Source organism: Streptococcus sp. 1453, from assembly GCF_013276955.1.
Classification (GTDB): domain Bacteria; phylum Bacillota; class Bacilli; order Lactobacillales; family Streptococcaceae; genus Streptococcus.
The window spans coordinates 56,542-80,977 of record NZ_VMLZ01000013.1; the positions used below are offsets into that span (position 1 = coordinate 56,542).

Below are 24,436 nucleotides of genomic sequence, written 5' to 3' on the forward strand. Positions count from 1 at the left end.
GTTTAAAGTCTCTGCCCCATCATTTCTTCAACAAACCTTGTTCTTGGAGAAACTCTTTAGCTACTTGTTCTGCTGACTTGCCTTCGACACCGACTTGATAGTTGAGCTGGCTCATCTGGCTTTCAGTAATCTTACCAGCCAATTTATTAAGAACCCTTTCCAACTCAGGGTGTTTCTTGAGAAGAGCTTCTTTCATGAGTGGTGCCCCTTGATAAGGTGGGAAGAGTTGCTTGTCATCTTCCAAGACCTGTAAATCATAACGCGCCAATTCCGCATCGGTCGAATAGGCATCCGTGATTTGAATATCGCCTGACTGAATTGCCTGATAGCGAAGGGCTGGCTCCATGGTCGCTACATTGAGATTGAGACTATACATTGATTGCAAGCCCTTATTTCCATCTTCACGGTCATTAAACTCAAGGGTAAATCCAGCCTTCAACTGCCCTTCCACTTTTTTCAAGTCCGAAATGGTCTTCAAGCCATATTCTTGAGCAATCTTTTTTGGAACAGCTACAGCATAGGTATTTTGATAAGACATAGGTTTGAGATAGGCTAGATGATCCTGTTTGGCAATACCATCACGCGCCACATTATAAACCTGCTCTGGCTCATGACTCACTTTAGGTGATGGTTGAAGTAAACTTTCAGTCACCGTTCCTGTAAATTCAGGATAGATGTCAATATCGCCTTTTTTCAGAGCCTCATAGAGAAAGCTTGTTTTCCCAAAATTCGGTTTAACAGTCGCAGTCATGCTGGTATTTTCTTCAATCAGTAACTTATACATATTAGCCAAAATTTCTGGTTCCGGTCCCAATTTCCCAGCAATGATCAAGTTCTCTTTCTCTTTTTGAACTAAGAGGGCTGGACTATAAGATAGACCGAGCAATATTGCCACCAAGGCAAAACCAGAAAAAATCGTCCGCAATTTTGCTTTTTCCATCACTTTTAGTAGGAAGTTAAAGGCAATGGCTAGCACTGCAGAAGAAAGTGCCCCAATCAAAATTAGACTGGCATTATTACGGTCAATTCCCAAAAGGATAAAGGAACCCAGCCCCCCTGCACCAATCAAGGCAGCCAAGGTCGCTGTACCGATAATCAAGACAGCTGCCGTCCGAATCCCAGACATCATAACAGGCATGGCAAGCGGAATTTCAAACTTCTTGAGACGCTCCCATCTAGTCATCCCAAAGGCAATCCCAGCCTCTTGTAGACTTGGATCAATTCCCTTGAGTCCAGTGATAGTATTTTGCAAAATCGGAAAGATCGCATAAATCACTAGAGCTGTCAAAGCCGGCAAGGTTCCAATTCCCATCAAGGGAATAAAGAGCCCCAACAAGGCCAGTGACGGGATGGTCTGGAAAATCCCTGCAATCTGCAAGACCCAATCCGCCAACTTCTCATGATAGCGAAGAGAAACAGCCAAGGGAATCGCGATAAAAATAGCTAGTAACAGGGTCAAAAGTGACAACTGCAAATGTTGAGATAGAGCTGTCAACCAATCACTAAAACGATCCTGAAAAGTTGCAATTAAATTAGTCATGAACACTACCTCCAAACAAGTCTGCTACAAATTCTGTGGCAGGAGCTTTTAAAATGGTCTCGGGATTCGCCACCTGACGAATCTCTCCATCCTGCAAAACAGCAATACGGTCCGCCAATTTCAAGGCTTCATCCGTATCATGGGTCACAAAAATCGTTGTCATTCCAAACTCTTTATGCAATTCTTTAGTCAGAACCTGCAACTGTTTTCTCGAAATAGCATCCAAGGCTGAAAAAGGCTCATCCATGAGGAGAATCTTAGGCTGACCAATCATAGCTCGGACAATACCGACCCGTTGCTGTTCTCCACCAGATAATTCACTAGGTAAACGATGCCCATACTCGGCTACTGGTAAACCAACCTTAGCTAAAAGCTCTTCTGTTTTCTGAGCAATTTCTTCCTTAGTCCAGCCCTTCATCTCAGGAATCAGGGCAATATTTTCCGCAACTGTTAGATTTGGAAAAAGAGCAATAGCCTGTAAAACATAACCAGTAGAAAGACGAAGTTCCCGCTCGTCATAGTCTTTGATGCGCTTGCCATCCATATAAATATTTCCATCAGTCGGTTCCAAAAGACGGTTAATCATCTTAATCATGGTCGTCTTACCTGAGCCAGATGGCCCAACTAAAACCATGAACTCCCCATTCTCAATCCGTAAATTGACATCTCTCAAGACATCTTTTTCTGTGTAACGTAAAGCTACATTTTTGTATTCAATCATTCTGTATCCTCATTTAAAACTTCCCTCGATTGGTCAAGCCGTCTACCTTAGGCATGACTTCCTTATTGTCCCAATGCTCCACAATTTTCCCGTTTTCTAGACGGAAGATATCGTACTGGGCATAAGCAAGGCCATCACTCTGAGTCTGACCATAGCTAACCACATAGTTTCCTTGTCCTAAGAGTTGGAAAACAAAGTCAAAAGTGGCCTTTACTTATAAACAGCTAATTTGATCTATTTTAATCCTCATTTACCTTCTCTTTCAGATTTGCCAAAATTCTTTCTTGAAAGGCTTCAAACTGACGAATTTCTTCCTCTGAAAAACCTTTGTAAAAAACCGTATCCAATTTCTGACTGACACGATGTCCCACTTCTTTCTGGGACTTGCCTAACTCCGTTAAAACTAAATACTTCTTACGCTTGTCTTTTCCACACGGACTAACAATTACAAGCTTTTGTTCCTCTAGCTTTTTTATCATAGTCGTCAGCGTATTATTCGCAAGCCCAGTCGAAAGCGCGATATCTGTCGCAGTTGCGCAGCCAGTTTCACTATTCCATAAAACCGCTAAAATCTTGCCCTGTTCACCCCTATAAAGAGCCTCAGGATCTTGGCTCAGTAACTTTTGAAAAATCCGTCCATTCAACAAACGAATATGATGGGCTAGCAAATGACTATCTTTCATAACACCTCCAATTTATTTCTATATCGATACGAATAAAAAACATTATAATACTTATCATTCTAATTGTCAACTATTTCGATGTAGAAATAATTTTTGTTAATGATTCACACCACCATACTCCGGTTCAACTAACTTTTAACGAGAGTTTCTAAACTCCTTCGTCCTCCAGTCTACAAAAGCCTTCCATCCGTACTATCCTATATTTTATGAGGAGACATGTTTTTCCTATCAGACCATTTATTTTAAAGATAGAAGTAAATCACAATTGCTTCCATCTGTTCTTTTATAGTATATTGAAGTTGGACTAGGGCACTGTATCTTCTAAAACATTGATAGAAAGCGATTTAAATTTCCCAATCAATTTGTTCGTATTTAATTTTACCTTACCCTATCTTTCTCATAGCATCCTTCAAACAGCCTATCCCCTACCGTTTGACGATTCCTCACTTCGCTCCACTTCCATTACAGAAGTTTCATCACTACTATTGCTTCGGCTAACTTCTCATGATTCCTTGTTACTACTATTTGAGTGCTCACGAGATAGGTCTTACAAAAAATACTTTGATTCATAATAGAATCAAAGCATTTTAAAAATCTCCCCATACATAAGCGCAGAAGCTGCGGTTCCTCTGTACTTGGCTTCTTCTCTCTTGATAAAACGAGCCAAATTGAGCAACTCAGGTGCCGGATGTTTGGGATTCTTGAGCAATTCACGATTGACCAGACCCGAGAGACGAACTGCCAGCAATTGCTCATTTGTAGTAGGCAGTTTTTTAGCAGTCTCTAAGAGAGCAACAACTAAATCTTCACTCAAATCATGACGAGCATGATTGTAAAGATCTTTTATAAGGCTTTCTAGGTTTGGTTCTACCATCCCTACCACCTCCTTAAGTTTAATAATTTTTAATCAAGTCAACCGTTGAACGATCCAATTTTTTCACCAAGGCTTGCAAGAAAGCTTGAGCTTCTAAGAAGTCATCCATAGCGTAGAGGGTTTGGTGAGAATGGATATAACGAGCGCAAACACCGATTGTTGTAGATGGGACACCACCATTTTTCAAATGAGCTGCGCCAGCGTCTGTTCCGCCTTTACCACAGTAGTATTGGTACTTGATACCAGCTTCTTCAGCTGTTGTCAAAAGGAAATCCTTCATTCCTGGGAGAAGCAAGTGACCTGGATCATAGAAACGAATCAAAGTTCCATCTCCAATCTTGCCTTGACCGCCATAAACATCACCTGCTGGTGAGCAATCAACTGCTAGGAAGACTTCTGGGTCAAACTTGGTTGTAGATGTATGAGCACCGCGGAGACCAACTTCTTCTTGGACGTTAGAACCCAGATAGAGTTCATTGCCAAGTTTTTGACCTGACAAGGCTTCTGCTAGCTCACTAACCATGAGAACACCATATCGGTTGTCCCAAGCTTTTGAGATGATATTTTTTTCATTGGCTGTCAAGATTGCAGAACTATCTGGTACGATGGTGTCGCCAGGACGGATGCCAAAGCTTTCTGCCTCAGCCTTATCCGCAAAACCACCATCAAAGACGATATCTGCAATAGCAGGCATGGTTGGTCCACCCTTTCCACGAGTCAAATGTGGAGGAACAGAGCCTGAAATCACAGGAATTTCACGACCGTCACGAGTTAGGAGTTTAAAACGCTGGCTACTAACCACCATAGGATTCCATCCGCCAATCTCAACGACACGGAATGTACCGTCTGGCTTAATCTCGCTGACCATAAAACCAACTTCATCCATGTGAGAAGCGACCAAGACACGCGGTGCATCTGCAGCTTCTGAATGTTTGATACCAAAAATACCACCCAAGCCATCTGTCACCACTTCATCCACGTGCGGTGTTAACTTTTCACGAAGATAAGCACGGACAGGCGCCTCATGACCTGAGATCGCAGCTAGTTCTGTTACTTCTTTGATTTTTGAAAATAATGTTGTCATTTCAGTTCCTTCTTTCTTCCATCCATTTTACCACTTTTTATAGGAGAAGGATAGTGGGAAGGTGGATTTATAAATTACTATCTCATTCTAGCTGTATAGTAGAAAAGGATAGTATTCTCTTGCATATGGTGCAAAATCTAGTAAACATTCCAAAATCAACTCGAGCCTTTAATTCCAAAACAAAAAAACAATTGTTCAACTTTTCATGAAATTTACAGAAAATAGTTGACTTTACCTTCTTCTTTTTTTAAAATAGTACAAAACTAGGAAAAGAAAAAAATCATGACCAAAACAATTCTTGTTACAGGTGGGGCTGGCTACATTGGCTCCCATACCGTTAAAGCTCTTTTAAATGCTGGCTATCAGGTGCATGTCCTCGATAATCTCTCTACAGGAAATCGTTCGGCTGTGGATAGTCGTGCTAGCTTTAAGCAACTAGATGTTTATGATGCTAGCACCTTAAAGGCTTACTTAGAAGAAAATAAGATTGACGCTGTTCTTCATTGTGCAGGTGAGATTGTTGTGAGCGAAAGTATTGAAAATCCAAGTAAATACTTCACTGCCAACGTTGCTGGTATGAACCAAGTTCTCAAAGTCTTATCTGAATTTGGCATTCAAAAAATCATGTTCTCTTCGACTGCTTCTCTCTATGGTAATAACTGTATTGACAAGCCAGCTACTGAAGATACCCTGCTCGACCCTGTCAACCCTTATGCAGAGACAAAACTGATGGGTGAACGAATGATTTACTGGATGGCCAATCGCTACGATTGGAAATATGTTATTTTCCGTTACTTTAATGTTGCCGGGGCTGAAATGGATGCTTCAAACGGTCTGCGCGTGAAAAATCCAACTCATATCATTCCAAATATCAACAAGACCGCATTGGGACAAAATGATAGCCTGAAAATATTTGGAGATGACTACGATACACGTGATGGTTCATGTATTCGAGATTACATTCATGTCTTGGACCTTGCACAGGCTCATGTTAAAGGAATGAACTACCTATTTCAAGAAAACAGTTCTTCTCAAATCTTTAACTTGGGAACTGAAAAAGGCTATACCGTCAAAGAAATCTTTAAAACTGCTGAAGAATTACTGAATCAAAAAATACCACACGAAATTGTTGCTCGCCGTGCTGGTGACCCAGCTAGCGTCCTAGCAGACGCATCAAAAGCTAAAAAATATCTTGATTGGAAGGCTAGCTACTCCCTCGAAGATATTATTTTATCAGATTATCGTTGGCGTGTTAAAGAAGGCAAAAACATTTTGGAATAAATAGCAGAAACATCAATCATAAATAAAAACACAGATAGATGGCACTTGATAAATACCAAGTATCATCTATCTGTGTTTTATATATTAGAATCCAATTTATACTCTTCGAAAATCTCTTCAAAGCACGTCAACGTCGCCTTTCCGTAGGTATGGTTACTGACTTCGTCAGTTCTATCCACAACCTCAAAACACTGTTTTGAGCAACCTGCGGCTAGTTTCCTAGTTTGCTCTCTGATTTTCATTGAGTATTATTTTGCATTTCTCTTTAAAGAAAAATGGTCTGGGACGGGGTCCTTACCTGTTTTCGACCAGGGATGGCAACGTAAAATCCGCACCAAGCCCATCAAAACACCCTTGAAGCCATGTTTTTCAATAGCCTGAATCATGTAGTTGGAACAAGTAGGCTCAAAGCGACAAGAGGGTGGGAAGGCTGGTGAGATAAAACGTTGGTAAAAGCGCACAGGCGCTATTAAAATTCGTTTCATTATTTCTTGGTTACAGCCATTGTGTGTAGTTGGCTGATTTCTTTTTTGTTAAGGCGACGCGATTCACCTGGACAAAGACCTGTCAAGTCTAGGTGCCCAAAACGTGTCCGAGACAGTTTATCTACTTGGAGACCGACAGCTTCAAACATCTTTTTAACCTGGTGGTTACGCCCTTCATGGATGGTCAATTGCACTACAGAGCGGTTTTTGACTGGATCCACTTTGAGAATCTCATAGACAGCTGGCTTGGTTTTCTTGCCATCAATCTCAAGTCCACGAGTCAAGGGGCGGAGATTATCCTTATTGGCCACACCTTTAACACGCGCGACATAAACCTTGTCAATCTCATTACGAGGGTGAATCATCTCATCCGTAAAATCCCCATCATTGGTCAAAATCAAGACACCTGATGTATCCCAGTCCAAACGACCTACAGGGTAGATGCGCTCTTTCACGTTGGGCAAGAGGTCGACAACAGTCTTGCGGCCCTTGTCATCTGTCACACTGGAAATGACACCGCGTGGTTTGTTAAGCAGATAATAGACCTTTTCTTCGTTGTAGATAGGCTGGCCTTCAACTTCGACCTTGTCGCCTGACTTGATAGTGGTTGCTAGTTCACGTACCACTTGGCCGTTAACCGTCACCAAACCTTGCTTAATCAGCTCTTCTGCTTTTCTCCTACTAGCCACACCTGCGTGGGCAATATACTTATTGATTCTCATCTTCTTCTATCCTTTCACCAAATAATTGGCTTTCTTGGGCTTGAATCTCAAGCTCATCAATCACTGGTAATTCTTCTAAATGGTTTATCCCCATGTAATCTAGGAAATAATCTGTAGTCACATAGAGGTTGGGACGACCCAACACTTCTTTTTTCCCGTCTTCTCGTATCAAATCAAATGCCTGCAACTTTGCCAAGGCCCCACTCGAGTTGACTCCACGGATGGCATCAATTTCTATCCGAGTAATAGGCTGCTTATAGGCAATGATGGACAAAGTCTCAAGGGCAGCCCGAGACAAGCTCTGGTTGATAGGTGCCTTAGAGTATTCCTTCAAAATCTCTGCAAATTGAGGCTTGGTCACCAATCTGTATGCTCCCCCTGTCTCAATCAGAGCCAAACTGGAATCTGGGTCCTTTTCATACTTCTGGGCTAATTTTTCTAAACTCTGTTGGATGCCTGTCGGTGGCAGAGAGAGGAGTTCAGCTAACTGGCGGACTCTAATCCCATCTTCACCCGCTACAAACAAGAGCGCTTCTATTTTTGCTAAAGTACTCATCTTTCCTCTCTATCAAGTCTAGCTTTGGGCCACTTGACTTTCTTCCTTCTTTTCCATGAGATAAATATCTCCGAAACTTTCCTCTTGCACAAGGATCAGCTCCTGAGTTTTGATTAACTCTAGGGTTGCCAAAAAGAGGGTGATGACCTCTTGGACATTCTGGGCTTCCTTAAACAAATCCTGCAAGCACAACTGGTCTCGTCCAGCCAAGGACTCTTTCACGATAACCATCATGTCCTCAATCTTATACTCATCCCGCAAGATAGTCGTGTGATTCTGTGCAAACTCCTCTTTTTTCTTGGCTAAGATATTGGAAAAAGCCAAAAAGAGATCAATGGTTGTCTTGTCATGCACAAGCTCCGCATCTTCGTAAATCAACTCTGTCGGCGCTTTGGAATAATACTGGGCCCGTTCTTGGTGCTTGGCTTCCAAGTGTTCACCCAAGAGCTTGAACTTGCGGTATTCTTCGATTTGAGAGAGAAGGTCCTGCTCCAGGTCATCTTCCAAATCTGTCACTTCTGCTACCTTTGGAAGAAGCTTGCGGCTCTTGATCAGCATGAGCTGACTGGCCATGACCATGTACTCGCCCGTCACTTCCAGACGCATGGCCTGCAGGGTTGAGACATAGGCTAGGTACTGTTCAATGACTTCCGTAATGGGCACATCGTAGATATCCATCTGGTACTTAGAAACAAGGTGCAAGAGCAAGTCCAGAGGCCCTTCAAAATCTTTTAACTTAATATCCATTATCTATATTTTTCTAAGGTCAGGACTGTTTTTAATCCTAATTTTTTTGCAATTTCGTACAAATCGACCTTGTTTTCTATTTGTCTTAGAATGAACTGTTCCCGCAAGGCTTGGGCTGATAAGTCCGGAAAACCTTTCTCCTTGACAAAGGACTCTAGCTGACGAAAGGCCCACTGACGAGAATAGGCTTTCCCTGCCCTTTCAAAGAGATAGTTCTGGCCCATCAAGGGTTCCAATTCTGAAAGTAAGGTCGTGGGAATGGTGACAATCCTCTGTTGGGAAGCCTTCTTGATTCGCAACACTTGAAAATCCAGATTGATATCCTCAACCTTGAGAGCTAAAATCTCACTCGGCAAGAGCCCCATTTCTAAGATAAGAAGAGCCAGTAAACGCCCCTCTGGATAATTACTTTCCTGCCAAAAAGAGTCTAGGTTTAAGAGTTCTGGTTTTGAGGTCTTCTTTTCAGCTTGTTTGACTAATTCCAAACGATAAAAGTTATCCACTCCTTCTGTCTGATAGAGAAAGTAGAGAAATTGGTTACAGGTCGAAATCTTTCTCTTCTGGGCGCTGATTTTTAGATTAGCTAGCTGGGCTTGGTAAATCTTGAGACTAGTATCAGAAATCCGCTCGCTCACAATGTCTAAAAATTGCTCCAAATCATACTTATAGGACTGCTTGGAATTTGCAGACAGACCCTGCTTTTCTTCTAAAAAGGCTGAAATCCTATCTCTCATTTGCATCGAATCTCATATTCCTTACTAAAGTCATGCAAGAGGGCATTGACTGCCTTGAGGATAGACTTACGCGTGATAATCCCTTGGAAAATACCAGACGCATCCACAACAGGCAAGAAGGACTCATCTACCAACTTGTGCAAGACCTCCGTAATGGTAAAATCAGGCGAAACAACCGCTACGTCCGTTTGGGTCATATGAACAATATCCGTATCCGCCATGATTTCTTGACTCAAATCATGCTCCATCTGATAAGCCATAATATCTCTGAGCCCAATAGTTCCAACAAAGTGTTTTTCATCTGTTACAACAGGAACACGGGTATAGGTCATCTGACTGAGCAAGAGTGTCGCATGATCCGCATTGTGGGTATCAATCAACACGGCTAGATTTTCAGCAGGGGTCAAAAAAGTTTCCTCCTGCCCCAACAAGAAAGTCTCAAACTCCTTGGCAATCATCGGCTAAACTCCTTGGACAAGCCCGGATACACCTCGTGGTCTCGTGTCAAAAAGTCCACTTTGAAATAACTGTCATCAATCTCCACACGAGCATAGAGACATTCTCTGATGGTCCCACGTGGTTGACTGATGGAACCTGGATTTAGAAAGAGGGTCTTGCCTTCCATCCAAGCGCTTGGCACATGCAAGTGACCATAAAGGCAGATATCAGCATTTTCTTCCTGAGCCCAGTAGTCCAACTTTTGAAAGTTGAAATTGATGTCAAACAAGTGACCATGGGTTTGGATAATCTTGGTCGAACCAAGCTCAGTCACCAAACGTTCTGGGTAGCCGGCGTAAAAGTCCATGTTCCCTTTAACAACGCGGATGCCCTCCCAAAGGGGAGAATCAGGACGCAGTTCAGAATCGCCGTTATGAAAAACGGCATCAACTTTGCCTACATAGCGATCACGGATTTCTTCCACAATCAAGCTATCGCCATGAGAATCGCTCATTACAATGATGGTTTGCTTTGCCATGATGGAAATACCTCCAAAAGTTTCTTAACGGCTAAGGCACGGTGAGATTGACTATTTTTTTCTTCAAGGGTTAATTCAGCTGAGGATTTGCCTGTCTCTCCCACAAGGAAGAGAGGGTCATAGCCAAAGCCATTTTCACCCTTGGGTTCAAAGTTAATGTAGCCTGGCCAGTCTGCTTCAACAACCAAGCTTTCCTTGTTTGGACTGGCCACGACTAGGGTTGTATGGAATTGAGCCGAGCGGTCCTTGAGTTCAAAGACCATGGCCAATTCGTGCAAGAGTTTGGCATTGTTTTCACGGTCAGTAGCTCCCACTCCTGCGAAACGAGCTGACCAGACACCTGGCAAGCCACCAAGGACATCGACTTTGAGACCAGAGTCATCTGCCAAAACCATCTTGCCCGTTAATTGAGAAATAGTTTCTGCCTTGAGACGGGCATTTTCTTCAAAGGTCATGCCTGTTTCAGCTACTTCAGGCAAGTCAGGATAGTCATTAAGATTTTCCACATCGTAGCCTAGCTTGTCAAAGATAGCTCGGAATTCCTTGGTCTTGCCTTCGTTTCGAGTCGCAATCAATAAGGTTTCTCTGACCTTGCTTGTCTCAAAGAAATCATGAACATTGACCCCTTCTTTAGGCAATTCTACATGCAGGAGTTGCCCATTTTCAACCAAGAGCAAAGCCCCCTGACGTTGGATGACTTCCACATTTCGTCCCATTTCTTGGTTGAGGATATCTACCACAAAAGACAATAAACGGTAGAGAGAACCATAGCGTAAAACAGTAACAGAAACAGGAAAACCTCGATCCTCATCTCGAAATCTTTGGGCAAACTCAAATAGAGGAAAATCCAAGTCATCATCCGTCAACGTCCGGACGCCACCAAAAATACTATATGAGCCGACATACCAGTCCTGGTCATCCTTATATTCATAAATTTTATTTGTCATAATTCTACATGCTCCACATAAATCTCTTTTTCCAGCCATTCTTCACCAATTTGTGCAAAACTTTGGCTGCTGGCTGTTGTGTAAAAACGGTGATGGAGTGGTCCAGCATCGCGACCACGATTGATTTCAAAATAATTAAGTAAGACTGAGATGTCCCGTACGCACTCTGCCCCACTATCGATGAGCTGAACCTTGGGTCCCATGACATTTTGAATAATGGGTCTGAGAAGCGGATAATGGGTACAACCCAAAATCAGGCTATCCACCTTGCCGACCAAGGGACGCAGGGTTTCATAGACTACTTTCTTGGTGACACTGGTTGACAGGGCACCCGACTCGACCAACGGGGCAAACTTGGGACAGGCCAAACTCTCCACCTGTAAGTCCGGATCCAAATCATGGATTTTCTGACGATAGATATCTGATTGTACCGTCATGGGTGTTCCAATCACTCCGATTTTCCCACCTTGACTTGACTTGATAGCTGCCGAAGCTCCTGGCAAAATCACACCCAGGACTGGTATATCTAGTTGAGCCTTGATTTCTTCCCAGACGACCGCAGTCGCAGTATTACAAGCAATGACAATCATTTTGACATCCTTGGTCAAGAGAAAGTTGACCAACTGCCAAGTATATTCCCGAATTTGCTCAGCAGGACGGGGACCATAGGGCGCCCGTGCCGAATCTCCAATATAGACGATTTCTTCATGGGGAAGCTGGCGCATGAGCTCACGCACAACGGTCAAGCCCCCGACACCCGAATCCAAAAAACCAATTGGTCGATTATCCATACAGTCTTCTTTCTAGTCTTTTTTCTGATTGATAGTTCATTATGATTATTGATCCTTATGAACTAAATAATGACAGCCTAATCAACAACTATCTCTCTTAATCATAATCAAATATCAATAGAATGCAAGGAAAAAGTCTCATCCCTAAACCCTTAGCCAACATAGTGAGAAGTCTGGAACTTTCATCCCAGACTTTTCCTTATTTATTTTTTCTTTTTATTGTTAGCAAGGGCTGCCTTTTGTTGGCGGATGATTTGGTGGTAAACTTGTTGCACCTTAGCTTCGCTTGGTTTTTGACCATTTGCACTCAAAAGAGTACGAACCGCTTCAGCATTCAAACGTGGGTTGTCAGCGAATTCTTTTTCAATTTGCTTACGAACCAAGTACATTCCTCCTAGAGCTCCTCCTAGAAAAGCTAGCACAATCAATACAATTGCTAATAGTAAATCCATCATTTTTCTCCTGTTTCTTTTTGAGTCCCTTTCATTATACCATAAACTAGCCACCCTGACCAGTTTGTTCTACACTTTCAGGGATGGAATAGACAGCAAAAAGAACCCTGCTTTTCTAAGAAAGAGGGTTCCTTACTAAGTTTAATTTACATAGATAGCCAGTGTAAGAAATAAAAGACTGAGACACTGGATCTCAGCCTTTTTCTTTATCCCAAAACCAATTCATCACTGACTAGACTTTGGCCACTATTTTTCTGGAAGAGATGCATGAGATCTTCAACCGTCAGATGCTTTTTCTCCTCTCCCTTGACATCCACCACTATCTTACCTTGATAGAGCATAATGAGACGATTTCCGTACTCTATCGCATGGTTCATATCGTGGGTAATCATCAAAGTCGTCAACTGATGGTGTTCCACAATCTTTTGCGTCAAATCCATCACCATTTGACTAGTTTTCGGGTCAAGGGCCGCAGTATGTTCATCCAAAAGCAAAAGTTTGGGTTTCACCAGAGCTGCCATGACTAGGGTCAAGGCCTGTCTTTGTCCTCCTGAGAGATATTGGGTATCCACTTTCAAGCGGTTTTCAAGACCAATATTCAACTCCTTCAAGGCCTCTTGGAACTGGATTCTATCCTTCTCCTTCACGCCCCAACCAAGCCCTCTCTTCTGCCCGCGTCTCAAGGCAATAGCCATATTCTCCTCAATCGTCAAACGAGAAGCCGTTCCCATCTTAGGGTCTTGAAAAACACGGGCGATATCCTTGGCTCTCTTTCTGACACTCAGATTTTTAATGGATTTGCCTGCCAATAAAAGGTCCCCTTCGTCCACCGATAGATTGCCAGCCAAGATATTCATCAAAGTGGATTTCCCTGCTCCATTTCCACCGATTACAGAGATAAAATCTCCCTCTTCAACTTCTAAATCTAATCCTTTGAGGACATGGTTCTCATTGACCGTCCCTGCTTCAAATGTTTTGTGAATATTTTCAAGTGTTAACAAACTTGCCATAACTTTCTCCTCCTATTCATTTCTCAGTTTCAAACCACGAATCTTTAATCTCTTTTGCAGTTCTGGTGCAAATAACACTAAGGCTAGCAAGATTGCATTAAAGAGACGTACCAGGTTTTGATCTAGATTTGGAATTTCATAGATATTTAAAATAATCAAACGGTAAACAATAGCACCGATTCCGATAGATAACAAGCGACCTCCAATGGTCAAGTCGTGGATCAAGACTTCCGCAATAATGACTGCACTCAAACCAACAACGATAGTTCCTGTCCCAGAAGTCACATCTGAAAATCCATCATTTTGGGCGAACAAGGAACCACACAAGGCAATCAAACCGTTTGAAATCATGTAACCAACAATCTTCATGGTGTCTACATTAACCCCATTGGCCTCACTCATCGGAATATTGTCACCAGTCGAACGCAAAACCAAGCCAATCTCTGTTTTCATCAAAAGAGTCAAGACCAAACAAACAAGTAAGAGACAGGACAAACTGAATGAGAAAACAGCTTCTTCAGTTGTCAGTCCCAAGCTAGCCAACTGTTTAAAGACAGTTGAAGAATCTCCCAAGGAAAGATTGGGCACACTTCCCATGATTTTAATATTGATTGAATAAAGCCCTGTCAAGGTCACAATCCCTGTCAAGAGAGCTGGGATTTTCATCTTGGTGTGGAGCATTCCTGATACTAGACCTGCTACCATACCTGCCAGCAAAGCAAGTAAAGTCGCAATCCAAGGATTTGTCCCTGCCTGTATCTGAGATACGACGACAGCAGCCCCCAGTGGAAAGGCTCCTTCAGCAGTCATATCCGCAATATCCAAAATACGGAAAGTCAAGTAGACCCCAATCGCCATAATCGACCACAATAAACCTTCTGATAAACTAGATAATACAAAATTCATCTTAAACCTCCTTATTCCTTGCCTTCTAACTTACTGATATCAATTCCCAATGCATCTGCCATTTCTTGATTGGTATGCAATTCCAGTTTTTCAGGCAACTCAACTGCTATATTTTCTGGATTCTCACCTTTTAAAACACGAACCAGCATGCGAGCTGTCTGTCTTCCCAATTCTTCATAATTAGTTCCGTAGTTATACAAGCCACCCACAGCAATCATTTCTGTTGAACCACCGAATACTGGAACCTTGTGTTTAATAGAAACCTGCTTGACTGTTTCCATGGTTGATGAAATGATATTATCTGTTGGTACAAAAACCATATCTACCTCTGCCATCAAGCTTTCTGCTGCCGCCTTGACGTTGTTACTGTCCAAGATTGTTTTTTCAACAACGGTAAAGCCTTTTTCTTCCAGAAGGCGCTTAGCTTCATCCTTTTGGACAACTGAGTTTGGCTCGCTCTGAGTATAGAGGATTCCAATCGTTTTAGCCTTTGGTAGAACTTTCTTTATCAAATTGATTTGGGTTGAAATGGCATCTGATGACTGGTCACTTGTCCCAGTTACATTGCCCCCAGGATGCTCTCTTGACTCAACCAACTTGGCGCTGACAGGATCTGTTACCGCTGAAAAGATAACCGGTGTCGTTTGTGTTGTATTGGCCAAACTCTGAGCAGAAGGCGTTGCGATGGCTAGAACGACATCACTAGATTCTGCTAGTTGCTGGGAAATCGTTTTTAGATTTCGTTGTTCTCCCTGTGCATTTTGCAAATCAATCTCAATATTTTCCCCCTCAACATAGCCTTGCTTAGCCAACTCATCCACAAAACCTTCTCTAGTAGCATCCAAAGATTGATGAGTAATAAATTGCGAAATACCGATACGAAATACATCTTTTTTCTTATCTGCCTTCAACTGATGCAAACTGATCAGAGAGGTCAAGAGGATCCCCACTACCAAGAGGGGTGCTAGTAATTTTCGAACAACTTTCATAATGAAACTCCTTCTCAGAAAAGATAAAACAAAAAACCGCCTAGATACTATCTAAACGGATGCTTGAAATAATCTAACAAGTTACAACTTAGCTAGTCCATTTAGATATTCATCTATATGGACAACAATCAAAAATCTTAGCCACATAGATACAAACAAATTGCTTGAACTGTTTGCATCCATGGTGACATGTCTACAAACACTATCTAAAGTAGCTAAAGTAAAAGTTTTGATTCATCGTTACAGCTTGTTTCTTATTCATTTCTTTTTCTGCTTTCTTTTTTGATGTTTCCTATCTTACCACCTTTTTCATCACCTGTCAAGAATATTTCAGAATTTTTTAAAATTTTTCGAAAATTCTTTCATAATTCTTTTAGGATAATTTCAAAAATTTGCCCATTAGACAAAATAGAACGATTTGAAGACTTTTATGGTATTTAGTTGTACTAGAGTCTTTTAAAAGTGTTTTGATGGCTTGTATTTCTTCTTTGGTTGATTTCATATCACTATTATATAATGCGTTTTGATTTTAGTATAGTATTAAACTGACTCTTGGCAGTCGGACAAAAAATCGACAATTATTTTATATTGTTTAAAACCAATAGTCAATACGACAATCTCTTTACTTTTCGGTTATCAACTCTGTAGATTGCTAACATATCCAAAATAAGCCAAGTATCCCGAGGATAGGCAACAGAAATGAATTATTTATACTCTGGATACCACTTCAAATCACGAACTGCTTTGGCCATATCTGTTTCCTTAGCGCGTGCAAGACCTTGCTCTTGTGCTTTTTTAGCGACTGCTTCTGCTACTTTAATAGAAACATCTGCTACATACTTGAATGGTGGCAAGACAGGAGCTCCTGGTTGGCCTGGATTGACAATACCACTCAATGAATGCGCCGCTGCTCCAATCATTTCATCAGTCAAAAGACTTGCTTCAGAAGCCAGCATACCTAGACCAAGACCTGGGTAAATCAGGGCATTATTTGCTTGACCAATCACATAGTCTACACCTTTATAAGAAACCGTATCAGCAGGAATTCCTGTTGCGACAAAAGCTTTGCCATCTGACCATTCAATCAAATCTTTGGCACTAGCTTCTGCCAATTTAGTTGGGTTTGACAAAGGGAAGATCATTGGACGTTCTGTGTTTTCACACATAGCTTCTACTATTTCTTTAGTGAAGGTATTAGGCTGAGTTGAAGTTCCTACAAGAATGGTTGGCTTCACAGTCTTCACTACTTCAAGCAGATCAGTCAACTTATCTACGTTACTAAAGTCAGCACGTTTCTTAGCAAATGGTTTTTGCTCTGGTGTCAAGTCATCCATGTCATCAAAGAGAAGACCTTGTTTATCAACCATAAAGAAACGTTTATAGGCTTCTTCTTCAGAAAGACCTTCACTTACCATTTCACGAAGAACACGAGAGGCAATTCCTGCACCCGCAGTACCACCACCATAGCAGAGATAAACTTGATCTGTTAATTTTTCACCACTAATATCCAGCGAACCAAAGATACCACCCAAGGTAACGATGCCTGTACCTTGAATATCATCATTAAAGGTCGGAATTTGTTTCCGGTATTTTTCAAGAATATTGGCAGCATTCAAGCGACCGAAGTCTTCCCAGTGAAGGTAGAGTTTAGGAAAGAGACGTTCTGCTGTTTGAACAAATTGGTCAATGAAGTCGTAGTAACGATCTCCGCGAACCCGTTCGTGACGATTTCCTAAGTAATTAGGATTGTTACGAAGTTCTTCACGGTTAGTCCCTGCATCAATGACTAAAGGAAGGACCATAGAAGGATCGATTCCAGCAGCACCCGTATAGACCATCAATTTCCCAACAGAAATATCGACACCATTTGTTCCCCAGTCACCGATTCCAAGGATTCCTTCTGCATCTGTTACAACAATGAGACGAATCTCGCGATCTCCAGCAGCATTTTTCAAAGTGGCTTCAATATTTTCAGGATGATTGATATCAAGATATCCTGCATATTGGGGATCTACAAAGAGGTCACTATAGCCTTCAATGGTATCTGCAATGGTTGGATCGTATACAATTGGATTGAATTCCTCCAAATGTTGAGAAAAGAGGTAATAGAAAAGAGTCCTGTTGGTATTAAAAATTTCCATTAGGAAAAGACGTTTTTCCAAATCATTGGCTTTTGTTTGCATTTGTGCATAAGTTTGCGCCGCTTGTTCTTCAATCGTTTGAACATACGGTGGCAGTAAACCAATAAGGCCTAGTTCCTTTCGCTCCTCTAAGGTAAAGGCAGTACCTTTATTGAGGAAAGGATTGTTTAAAATATCATGTGCAGTCATAGTGCAACCTCCTTTTTGTTTATATTATACCATATGAAAAGAATTGTTCGTAAAACGTTGTTGTTTAAATAATACAATTGTATACGCATATGTTATAATGAGTCTACGAGAACAATTTCTAATAGGATCTTTTATACTCAAAACACTATTATTGATAATACTTTAAGTTGTTATGTTTTATAAATTTCTGAACTCATCAAACTCTCGATGATCACTCTTTTCTAAAAGTTTCGAGTAAAAGAAACCAATCATACAAATTGACAATCCTAATTAAAATAAATATCATATAAGTTTGCTATGTAGTACTTTGTATTTTTTAAGGTGTTTTTTGTCATATAAAACTTGTATTCTATTTATATGACAACTAAAAACTATTTACAACAATATATTTCCCAAAAAGTGAAATATTTTCGAACACAGAATAAAATGAGTCAGGAAGAACTTTCGGAACAAGCAGGACTCGGGCTTAAGTATATCAATCAACTTGAAAACCAAAATGTGAATCTGACCATTCACAGTCTTGAAAAAGTGATTGACGCACTAGAAATGACCCCAGAGGAATTTTTCAATTTTGATAGCCTTGAATCAACCTCTGATAAGAGTGACAATCTTTCACTCAAAAGAATCAACATGAAGATTAAACAGCTCCCTATTGATAAACGAGAAAAGATGTTGGTCATTTTTGAGAGTATCTTAGATAATCTTTGAGATCCCTGACTCACTTACATTTTAACTGGTGAATACTCGTATAGTCAAATTGTAGGATACGGATAAAAATTATTTATCTGCTGTTTTCCACTTATTTTCCTTCTCCAACTAATGAAAGTGAACCCATATGAATTTAAAAGATCTACAATATTTTTATGACCTCTGCCAGCTTCAATCCTATACGGAAGTAGCAAAACAACATAAAGTCAGCCAACCATCTATTTCTTATGCTATCAAGCGCTTAGAAGAATCCTTTAACTGCAAATTGATTCACCATGACCCCTCGCATCGTTCCTTCAAGCTAACTCCTCAAGGACAAATCCTTCTAAAGCATACAGAACTGATTTTACCTGAGGTCATTTCTACTCGCAAAGAAATTAATCGCTCCTTGGCTCAATACTCTACTGTAGGATTTCCTCCTATTATCATTCAGTATCTCTTTGCTGCCTTAAACGAAAAAGATAAATTCGATTTTTAAAAAAAGATACGCCCTATCCGCGGTGGCTCCGTAGAGTTATTAAACCTTCTCCTTAAGGGAGACCTTAATGCAAGCCTACTCGGTTTAATTGAACCTCTCAATTATCCTTCAATAGAGACACACGAGCTATTTCATAAAGAACTGTATGTCGTTTTATCTAAGAACCATCCTTTTGCCACTGTTCCTTCCCTCGCTTTTGAAGAATTAGTAGATCAATCCTTTATACTCTTAGACGAACACTTTGTTCACCTGAAAGCTTTTGAAACGCTTAATCAGAAGCATCAAAACAAGGCAGAAATATTCTTTAAGACTGATGACATTGCCATCATTAAAGAACTTTTAAAGAAAGGAATTGGCCTTAGTTTACTGGCTGATATCGCACTTTCTGATGAAGATGATGATTTAATAAAAATTCCTCTTATACCGAAGGATAAGATAACTTTTACAGTTTATTACGCTTACCTTAAATCAGCTACACCGTCATCAGAAGTAGAAGCCTTATTTAATCTCCTTAAATTATATGAATAGAAAAAACTCTAACTATCAATGAACTGATAGCTAGAGTTTTTTACATTGTAGATATTAGACTCAATGAAAATCAAAAAGCAAACTAGGAATCTAGCCGCAGGCTGCTCAAAACACTGTTTTGAGATGGCATATCGAGCTGACGTGGTTTAAATAGATTTTCGAAGAGTATTAGACTATAGTAGATTGAAGCTAGAGTAATACGCCGCGACTTCTAAACCTTTTCTAGAAATTGATTTGACTTTCCTAATAAAGTTGTTCAGATTTTATTTCATCTCACTATAATTCAATGATTTTCTAAGAATTCTATTTCTTTCGAAAATTCTTTCAAGGAGCTTTCAAAGTTTTTCAAATCAGTCCAACAAAAAAAGGTTTATAATTTCCATAAAAATTGACATGGAAATTATAAAACCATTATTAGTTTAACCCTTGTTGGTAACGCGCCAATTCGGCTTGGTTAGCCCAAACATAGTGACCTGGACGGATTTCTACCATAGATGGCTTATCAGTCTCATAGTCGTGCTGACTTGGATCGTAAACCTTCAAGACCTTCTTACGTTCCAAGATTGGATCTGGGATTGGTACCGCTGAAAGTAAGGCTTGAGTATATGGGTGAATTGGATTGTTAAACAATTCTTCTGTTTCTGCAACCTCTACAATAACACCCTTGTAAATAACTGCGATACGATCTGAAATAAAACGAACAACCGACAAGTCATGGGCGATAAAGAGATAGGTCAAGCCAAGTTCTTTTTGGAATTTTTTAAGCAAGTTCAAGACTTGGGCACGTACAGAAACGTCCAAAGCTGAAATGGGCTCATCCGCAATAACAAAGTCTGGTTGCATGACCAAGGCACGGGCAATACCGATACGTTGACGTTGACCACCTGAGAATTCATGAGGGTAACGAGTCAAGTGCTCAGCAAGAAGCCCCACTTCACGGATAATACTTTTAACCTTCTCTTTACGTTCTTCCTCATCTTTGAACAGATGATGATTGTAAAGACCTTCAGAAATAATATAATCAACAGTGGCACGTTCATTCAAACTTGCTGCAGGGTCTTGGAAAATCATCTGGATACGACGAATCAATTCCGCAGCTTGTTCACGCGATTTCTTACCATTAATCTTTTGACCATCAAAAATGATATCACCATTACTTGTATCATTTAGACCAATGATGGCACGACCAATAGTTGTTTTCCCACTACCTGACTCACCAACAAGCGAGAACGTTTCTCCCTTGTTGATAAAGAAGTTGGCATTTTTAACCGCGACAAACTTCTTACTTCCTTCACCGAAGGAAATTTCTAAATCTTTGATTTCTACTAATTTTTCAGACATTTCCTTCCTCCTAGTCTGCCAGATGGGCAAATCCCATTTTATCACGAATCTTATCGTGGAGATTTGCAATCACAGCTGGTTTTTCTACTTTTGGAGCATCCTCATGAAGAAGCCAAGTTTTAGCCCAATGCGTCTCTGATACTGAGAATTGAGGAGCTTTTTGTTCGAAGTCAATCTGCATTGCATAATCAGAACGCAAGGCAAAAGCATCCCCCTTCAGGTCAGTATAAAGTGACGGAGGTGTTCCTGGGATTGAGTAAAGATCCCCTTTATCATCAGCAAGCTGAGGCAAGCTAGACAAGAGACTCCATGTATATGGATGGCGAGGGTCATAGAAGACTTCCTCAACAGTTCCATACTCAACAATTTCTCCTGCATACATAACCGCTACCTTATCCGCAATACTTGCTACCACACCAAGGTCGTGAGTGATAAAGATGGTTGTGAAATGGTACTCATTTTGTAAAGATTTGAGCAAATCAATAATCTGAGCTTGGATGGTCACATCCAAGGCAGTCGTTGGCTCATCACAGATCAAGACATCAGGTCGGCAAGCAAGGGCAATGGCAATAACGATACGTTGACGCATTCCTCCAGAATATTGGAATGGGTATTCATCAAAACGTCTATCTGCGTCTGGAATCCCAACCTTATTCATATAGTCAATGGCCAATTCTTTTGCTTCCTTAGCTGTTTTTCCTTGGTGTTTTACAATAACTTCTGTAATCTGACTACCAATTGTTTTAATTGGGTCCAAACTAGTCATTGGATCTTGGAAGATAGTTGCAATCTTAGCGCCACGAATTTGTTCCCAATCTTTGTGAGAAGACAAGGCTGTCAAATCTTGACCACGGTAGTCAATACTTCCTTGGGCAATGCGACCATTTTCTTCGAGCATACCTGTGAAGGTCTTTGTCAAAACAGATTTCCCTGATCCTGACTCACCTACCAAGGCTAATACTTCTCCTTCAACTAGTTCAAGGGAAACGCCGCGAATGGCTGTCAATACTTTGTCACGAACGTCAAATTCCACGACAATATCGCGAGCAGTCAAAATTACATTTTTTTCTTTTGTCATTTCTACTCCTATCTATGTGTACGTGGATCACTAGCATCCGCTAAGTTTTGACCAACTACGAAAAGGGACAAGGATACCAAGACAAGAGTTGTCAATGGAATCCAGAACAAGTAGGCATTAGTTGTTACGTTTTGTGAATAATCCGAAATCAAACGACCCAAACTTGGCACTGTAATTGGTAATCCAAGACCGAAGAAAGACAAGAAGGCTTCGTATGAGATAAAACTTGGAAGCATTTGAGTCATGGTTGTCACAATAACAGATACCAATTGTGGCATAATGTTTTTGGCAACAATCTTCAAGGTTGGTGTTCCCAAAGTACGTGACGCCAAGTTGTATTCCAAGTCACGATAGCGCAAGATTTGCACACGGATCATGAAGGCAATCCCAATCCATGTTGTTACACTCATGGCAAAAATCAGATTCCAGAATCCAGCTCCGATTGAGTAAGTCAAGACAATGACAATCAAAAGAGAGGGGATGTTTGAGATGACATTATAAACTTCCATCATCACACGGTCTACTGATTTTGAAATTCCCCAAATACCACCGACAAAAACACCGATAACCAAGTTAATCACTGTCGCAATCACAGAAATGAGGATGGAGTTACGAGCTCCGAACCAGACACCGTCAAAGAGTGATTTACCGTTACTGTCTGTACCGAACCAATGCTCAGCATTCGGCTTGATATAACGAGCACTAAAGTCGTTTACCTTGCTGACATCATTGAAATCAAACTTAGAAAACATTGGGTAGATGAAACTCATCAAAATGATAGCTACCAAGATTCCCAACATGACTACAGTTGATTTTTTCTTCATAAATTGTCTAAACACTGACTTCCAGTAAGAATATGCTGGCGCATCAATAGTTTCAGAGGCAAAATCGTCACGTTTTACAAACTGAAATTTTTCTTTATCGATTGTAGACATTATTTGCCTCCTTTCTCAGTCAATTTAATACGTGGGTCAATAATCGTCATCCAAATATCTCCCAAAAGAAGTGAGAAGATAGAAATACATGTAAAGATGAAGACAAGACCAACGACCATAGAGTTATTAGATGCTTTTACAGAGTCAATCAACATTTTACCCATACCTGGGAAGGCGAAGACTGTTTCAGTAAGGGTTGCACCACCGATAACCCCAATAACGGCACCAGGAATTCCTGAAACTAGCGGAACCATGGCATTTTTAAAGATGTGTTTGTTTGAAATTTCTTTTTCAGACAAACCTTTTGCACGAGCAAAACGAACAAAGTCTTGTGATTGCAAGTCAATCATGTAACGACGAATCCAAATGGCTGTACCAGGAGCACCCAACAAACCAAGAATAACTGCTGGTAAAACATATGAACGCCAATCTCCAGCACCTAAGATAGGGAATGAATCTGGCAAGCCAATTGAAGAACCAATCAATCGAACAATATAAACAAGGGCGATTGTTGGAAGAGCCATCAAGAAGGTCAAAGCCCCTGTTGAGAAGCTATCGATCCAAGTGTTCTTGAAACGAGCCATGGCTGAACCAAGTGGCACGGCAATCGCATAAGAAATCACCAAACCAATCAAACCAGCAATAGCAGAGCTGACAATCATAGATGGATATTGGTAATTACTTTCAGTCGCTGTATAAGGATCATCTTTCCCATAGCTAGCTACTTCACGAGAGTCAGCCTGACTAGGTGACTTGTAGGTTCTTGAGTAAATATTTACAGAAGACGTTTTCTTACCTGTTGGGAACTGAACTTGGGCAGTTTTGGTCTGTCCTTGACCTTGAGTAATAACCTGAAGAACTGGTGTATTAGCATAGGTTGGATAAGAGTCACCTAAATTGATATTCACAAAATTTTGATGCACAAATGGGAACTGACTGTTGAAGTATAAGAGATATTTATGTTTAGTACCTGAACCGACCAATGACCATCCGATAGCTGGATCATTTTCGAAACGAAGGTAGCGTTTCAAGTCTGGATTTTCAGGGTCTTGAATTTTATTTGTATGATCAATATCAATCAAGTTAGCATAGAAGTGAAAAACACGTTCAAAAATTGGAATTTCACGAGTAGCATAGAATTGACCACTTTCAGTAAATTCTCCCAAAGTCCAACCATGACCTAATTGATTGATGTACTTTTCATAAATAGCTTTATTGGTCGCATTTGCCTCTACTGTTACAGAAGAATCCATGCTACTTGCCTTTTCTTGCAACTCCTTAGTATCATAATACTCAATGTAGCCCATACGCTCAAACACAGTATTTTCATAGTTATCACGTTTATCAGCCGTTGTTGCAATTTTATTATAGTTAGGATCCTGCTTGAAAATCAATTTTCGAGGAACCAAGGTATAGATAATCGTGTAGGTCAAAGTCGTTACTAAGAAAATCGAAACCAATGACCGCAAAACACGCATAAAAATATATTTTTTCATATTATTTCCTTTAAAAATCCCAAAAGAACCTTCTCCTCATGGAG

At 40.7% G+C, this 24,436-nt stretch carries 26 protein-coding genes and 3 pseudogenes; 3 read left to right on the plus strand and 26 right to left on the minus strand.

The window, feature by feature from the left end; translation table 11 throughout:
• Positions 1-19: 19 nt before the first annotated feature.
• The 6 genes and pseudogenes from HW098_RS08600 to pepA all read right to left on the minus strand — a co-directional run bounded on the left by HW098_RS08600 (position 20) and on the right by pepA (position 4,902).
• Positions 20-1,540 (minus strand): ABC transporter permease/substrate-binding protein, encoded by a 1,521-nt coding sequence (locus HW098_RS08600; protein ID WP_176139849.1) that lies wholly within the window; start codon positions 1,538-1,540, stop codon positions 20-22.
• Positions 1,533-2,261, minus strand: a complete 729-nt coding sequence (locus tag HW098_RS08605) for an ABC transporter ATP-binding protein (RefSeq protein WP_033676410.1) — start codon at positions 2,259-2,261, stop codon at positions 1,533-1,535. Before HW098_RS08605 ends, HW098_RS08600 begins: the two co-directional genes overlap by 8 nt.
• A 13-nt stretch (positions 2,262-2,274) precedes the next feature.
• Positions 2,275-2,466: pseudogene (locus tag HW098_RS08610) on the minus strand (polyketide cyclase); the annotation flags it as partial.
• Positions 2,467-2,500: 34 nt separating this feature from the next.
• Positions 2,501-2,944 (minus strand): MarR family transcriptional regulator, encoded by a 444-nt coding sequence (locus HW098_RS08615; RefSeq protein ID WP_176139851.1) that lies wholly within the window; start codon positions 2,942-2,944, stop codon positions 2,501-2,503.
• A gap of 577 nt (positions 2,945-3,521) precedes the next feature.
• Complete coding sequence (locus tag HW098_RS08620) at positions 3,522-3,818, minus strand: bacteriocin immunity protein (protein ID WP_176139852.1); 297 nt, start codon at positions 3,816-3,818, stop codon at positions 3,522-3,524.
• Positions 3,819-3,837: 19 nt separating this feature from the next.
• Positions 3,838-4,902, minus strand: a complete 1,065-nt coding sequence (pepA, locus tag HW098_RS08625) for a glutamyl aminopeptidase (RefSeq protein ID WP_000209170.1) — start codon at positions 4,900-4,902, stop codon at positions 3,838-3,840.
• A 282-nt stretch (positions 4,903-5,184) separates the two neighbouring features.
• On the opposite strand from pepA, the gene galE reads away from it, so the two are divergent.
• Positions 5,185-6,183, plus strand: coding sequence for a UDP-glucose 4-epimerase GalE (galE, locus tag HW098_RS08630; RefSeq protein WP_176139853.1), 999 nt, complete (start codon positions 5,185-5,187; stop codon positions 6,181-6,183).
• Between the two features lie 77 nt (positions 6,184-6,260).
• On the opposite strand, the gene HW098_RS10620 is transcribed toward galE, so the two are convergent.
• The 16 genes and pseudogenes from HW098_RS10620 to HW098_RS08710 form a co-directional block, all read right to left on the minus strand.
• Positions 6,261-6,425 (minus strand): hypothetical protein, encoded by a 165-nt coding sequence (locus HW098_RS10620; RefSeq protein WP_240149479.1) that lies wholly within the window; start codon positions 6,423-6,425, stop codon positions 6,261-6,263.
• Positions 6,426-6,431: 6 nt separating this feature from the next.
• Positions 6,432-6,668, minus strand: a complete 237-nt coding sequence (yidD, locus tag HW098_RS08640) for a membrane protein insertion efficiency factor YidD (RefSeq protein ID WP_176139854.1) — start codon at positions 6,666-6,668, stop codon at positions 6,432-6,434.
• Positions 6,668-7,390, minus strand: a complete 723-nt coding sequence (locus tag HW098_RS08645) for a pseudouridine synthase (protein WP_130897957.1) — start codon at positions 7,388-7,390, stop codon at positions 6,668-6,670. Before HW098_RS08645 ends, yidD begins: the two co-directional genes overlap by 1 nt.
• Positions 7,377-7,946 carry an SMC-Scp complex subunit ScpB gene (gene scpB, locus HW098_RS08650; protein ID WP_000105303.1) on the minus strand — a complete coding sequence of 190 codons (570 nt, stop codon included), beginning with the start codon at positions 7,944-7,946 and terminating at the stop codon, positions 7,377-7,379. Before scpB ends, HW098_RS08645 begins: the two co-directional genes overlap by 14 nt.
• An 18-nt stretch (positions 7,947-7,964) precedes the next feature.
• Entirely contained in the window at positions 7,965-8,693 is a 729-nt protein-coding gene (locus tag HW098_RS08655) for a segregation/condensation protein A (protein ID WP_176139855.1), read from the minus strand.
• Positions 8,693-9,427: a site-specific tyrosine recombinase XerD gene (gene xerD / locus HW098_RS08660; protein WP_345789779.1), complete on the minus strand. Its 735-nt coding sequence runs from the start codon at positions 9,425-9,427 to the stop codon at positions 8,693-8,695. Before xerD ends, HW098_RS08655 begins: the two co-directional genes overlap by 1 nt.
• Positions 9,424-9,885 (minus strand): cyclic-di-AMP-binding protein CbpB, encoded by a 462-nt coding sequence (gene cbpB, locus HW098_RS08665; protein ID WP_084864509.1) that lies wholly within the window; start codon positions 9,883-9,885, stop codon positions 9,424-9,426. The genes xerD and cbpB overlap by 4 nt, the downstream gene beginning before the upstream one ends.
• On the minus strand, positions 9,882-10,403 hold the full coding sequence (locus HW098_RS08670) for a metallophosphoesterase (RefSeq protein WP_023947098.1): 522 nt from the start codon (positions 10,401-10,403) through the stop codon (positions 9,882-9,884). Before HW098_RS08670 ends, cbpB begins: the two co-directional genes overlap by 4 nt.
• Positions 10,379-11,350, minus strand: coding sequence for a nucleoside-triphosphate diphosphatase (locus HW098_RS08675; protein ID WP_176139857.1), 972 nt, complete (start codon positions 11,348-11,350; stop codon positions 10,379-10,381). The genes HW098_RS08670 and HW098_RS08675 overlap by 25 nt, the downstream gene beginning before the upstream one ends.
• Positions 11,347-12,141, minus strand: a complete 795-nt coding sequence (gene racE, locus HW098_RS08680) for a glutamate racemase (RefSeq protein ID WP_000370377.1) — start codon at positions 12,139-12,141, stop codon at positions 11,347-11,349. Before racE ends, HW098_RS08675 begins: the two co-directional genes overlap by 4 nt.
• Positions 12,142-12,344: 203 nt before the next feature.
• Positions 12,345-12,593, minus strand: a complete 249-nt coding sequence (locus HW098_RS08685; protein ID WP_000364990.1) for a YneF family protein — start codon at positions 12,591-12,593, stop codon at positions 12,345-12,347.
• 206 nt (positions 12,594-12,799) lie between these two features.
• Entirely contained in the window at positions 12,800-13,603 is an 804-nt protein-coding gene (locus HW098_RS08690; protein ID WP_000157661.1) for an ATP-binding cassette domain-containing protein, read from the minus strand.
• 12 nt (positions 13,604-13,615) lie between these two features.
• Positions 13,616-14,509 (minus strand): ABC transporter permease, encoded by an 894-nt coding sequence (locus HW098_RS08695; RefSeq protein WP_176139858.1) that lies wholly within the window; start codon positions 14,507-14,509, stop codon positions 13,616-13,618.
• 11 nt (positions 14,510-14,520) lie between these two features.
• On the minus strand, positions 14,521-15,498 hold the full coding sequence (locus tag HW098_RS08700) for an ABC transporter substrate-binding protein (RefSeq protein WP_176139859.1): 978 nt from the start codon (positions 15,496-15,498) through the stop codon (positions 14,521-14,523).
• Positions 15,499-15,889: 391 nt separating this feature from the next.
• A pseudogene (locus HW098_RS08705) lies at positions 15,890-16,000 on the minus strand (IS630 family transposase); the annotation flags it as partial.
• A gap of 202 nt (positions 16,001-16,202) precedes the next feature.
• A complete protein-coding gene (locus HW098_RS08710; protein WP_176139860.1) occupies positions 16,203-17,828 on the minus strand; it encodes a malolactic enzyme in 1,626 nt (541 codons plus the stop codon).
• Between the two features lie 357 nt (positions 17,829-18,185).
• Between HW098_RS08710 and HW098_RS08715 the strand changes: the two genes are divergently transcribed.
• Both HW098_RS08715 and HW098_RS08720 read left to right on the plus strand, forming a co-directional pair.
• A complete protein-coding gene (locus HW098_RS08715) occupies positions 18,186-18,536 on the plus strand; it encodes a helix-turn-helix transcriptional regulator (protein WP_000208712.1) in 351 nt (116 codons plus the stop codon).
• Positions 18,537-18,663: 127 nt separating this feature from the next.
• Positions 18,664-19,542: pseudogene (locus HW098_RS08720) on the plus strand (LysR family transcriptional regulator).
• 414 nt (positions 19,543-19,956) lie between these two features.
• On the opposite strand, the gene HW098_RS08725 reads toward HW098_RS08720, so the two are convergent.
• From HW098_RS08725 to HW098_RS08740, 4 genes are read right to left on the minus strand one after another with little or no spacing between them, the layout of a single operon-like run.
• Positions 19,957-20,883, minus strand: a complete 927-nt coding sequence (locus tag HW098_RS08725; protein WP_112443791.1) for an ATP-binding cassette domain-containing protein — start codon at positions 20,881-20,883, stop codon at positions 19,957-19,959.
• Positions 20,884-20,893: 10 nt separating this feature from the next.
• Positions 20,894-21,961, minus strand: a complete 1,068-nt coding sequence (locus HW098_RS08730; protein ID WP_000159549.1) for an ABC transporter ATP-binding protein — start codon at positions 21,959-21,961, stop codon at positions 20,894-20,896.
• 8 nt (positions 21,962-21,969) lie between these two features.
• Positions 21,970-22,896 carry an oligopeptide ABC transporter permease OppC gene (oppC, locus tag HW098_RS08735; RefSeq protein WP_000103703.1) on the minus strand — a complete coding sequence of 309 codons (927 nt, stop codon included), beginning with the start codon at positions 22,894-22,896 and terminating at the stop codon, positions 21,970-21,972.
• On the minus strand, positions 22,896-24,392 hold the full coding sequence (locus HW098_RS08740) for an ABC transporter permease (protein ID WP_000759899.1): 1,497 nt from the start codon (positions 24,390-24,392) through the stop codon (positions 22,896-22,898). The genes oppC and HW098_RS08740 overlap by 1 nt, the downstream gene beginning before the upstream one ends.
• Positions 24,393-24,436: the final 44 nt, after the last annotated feature.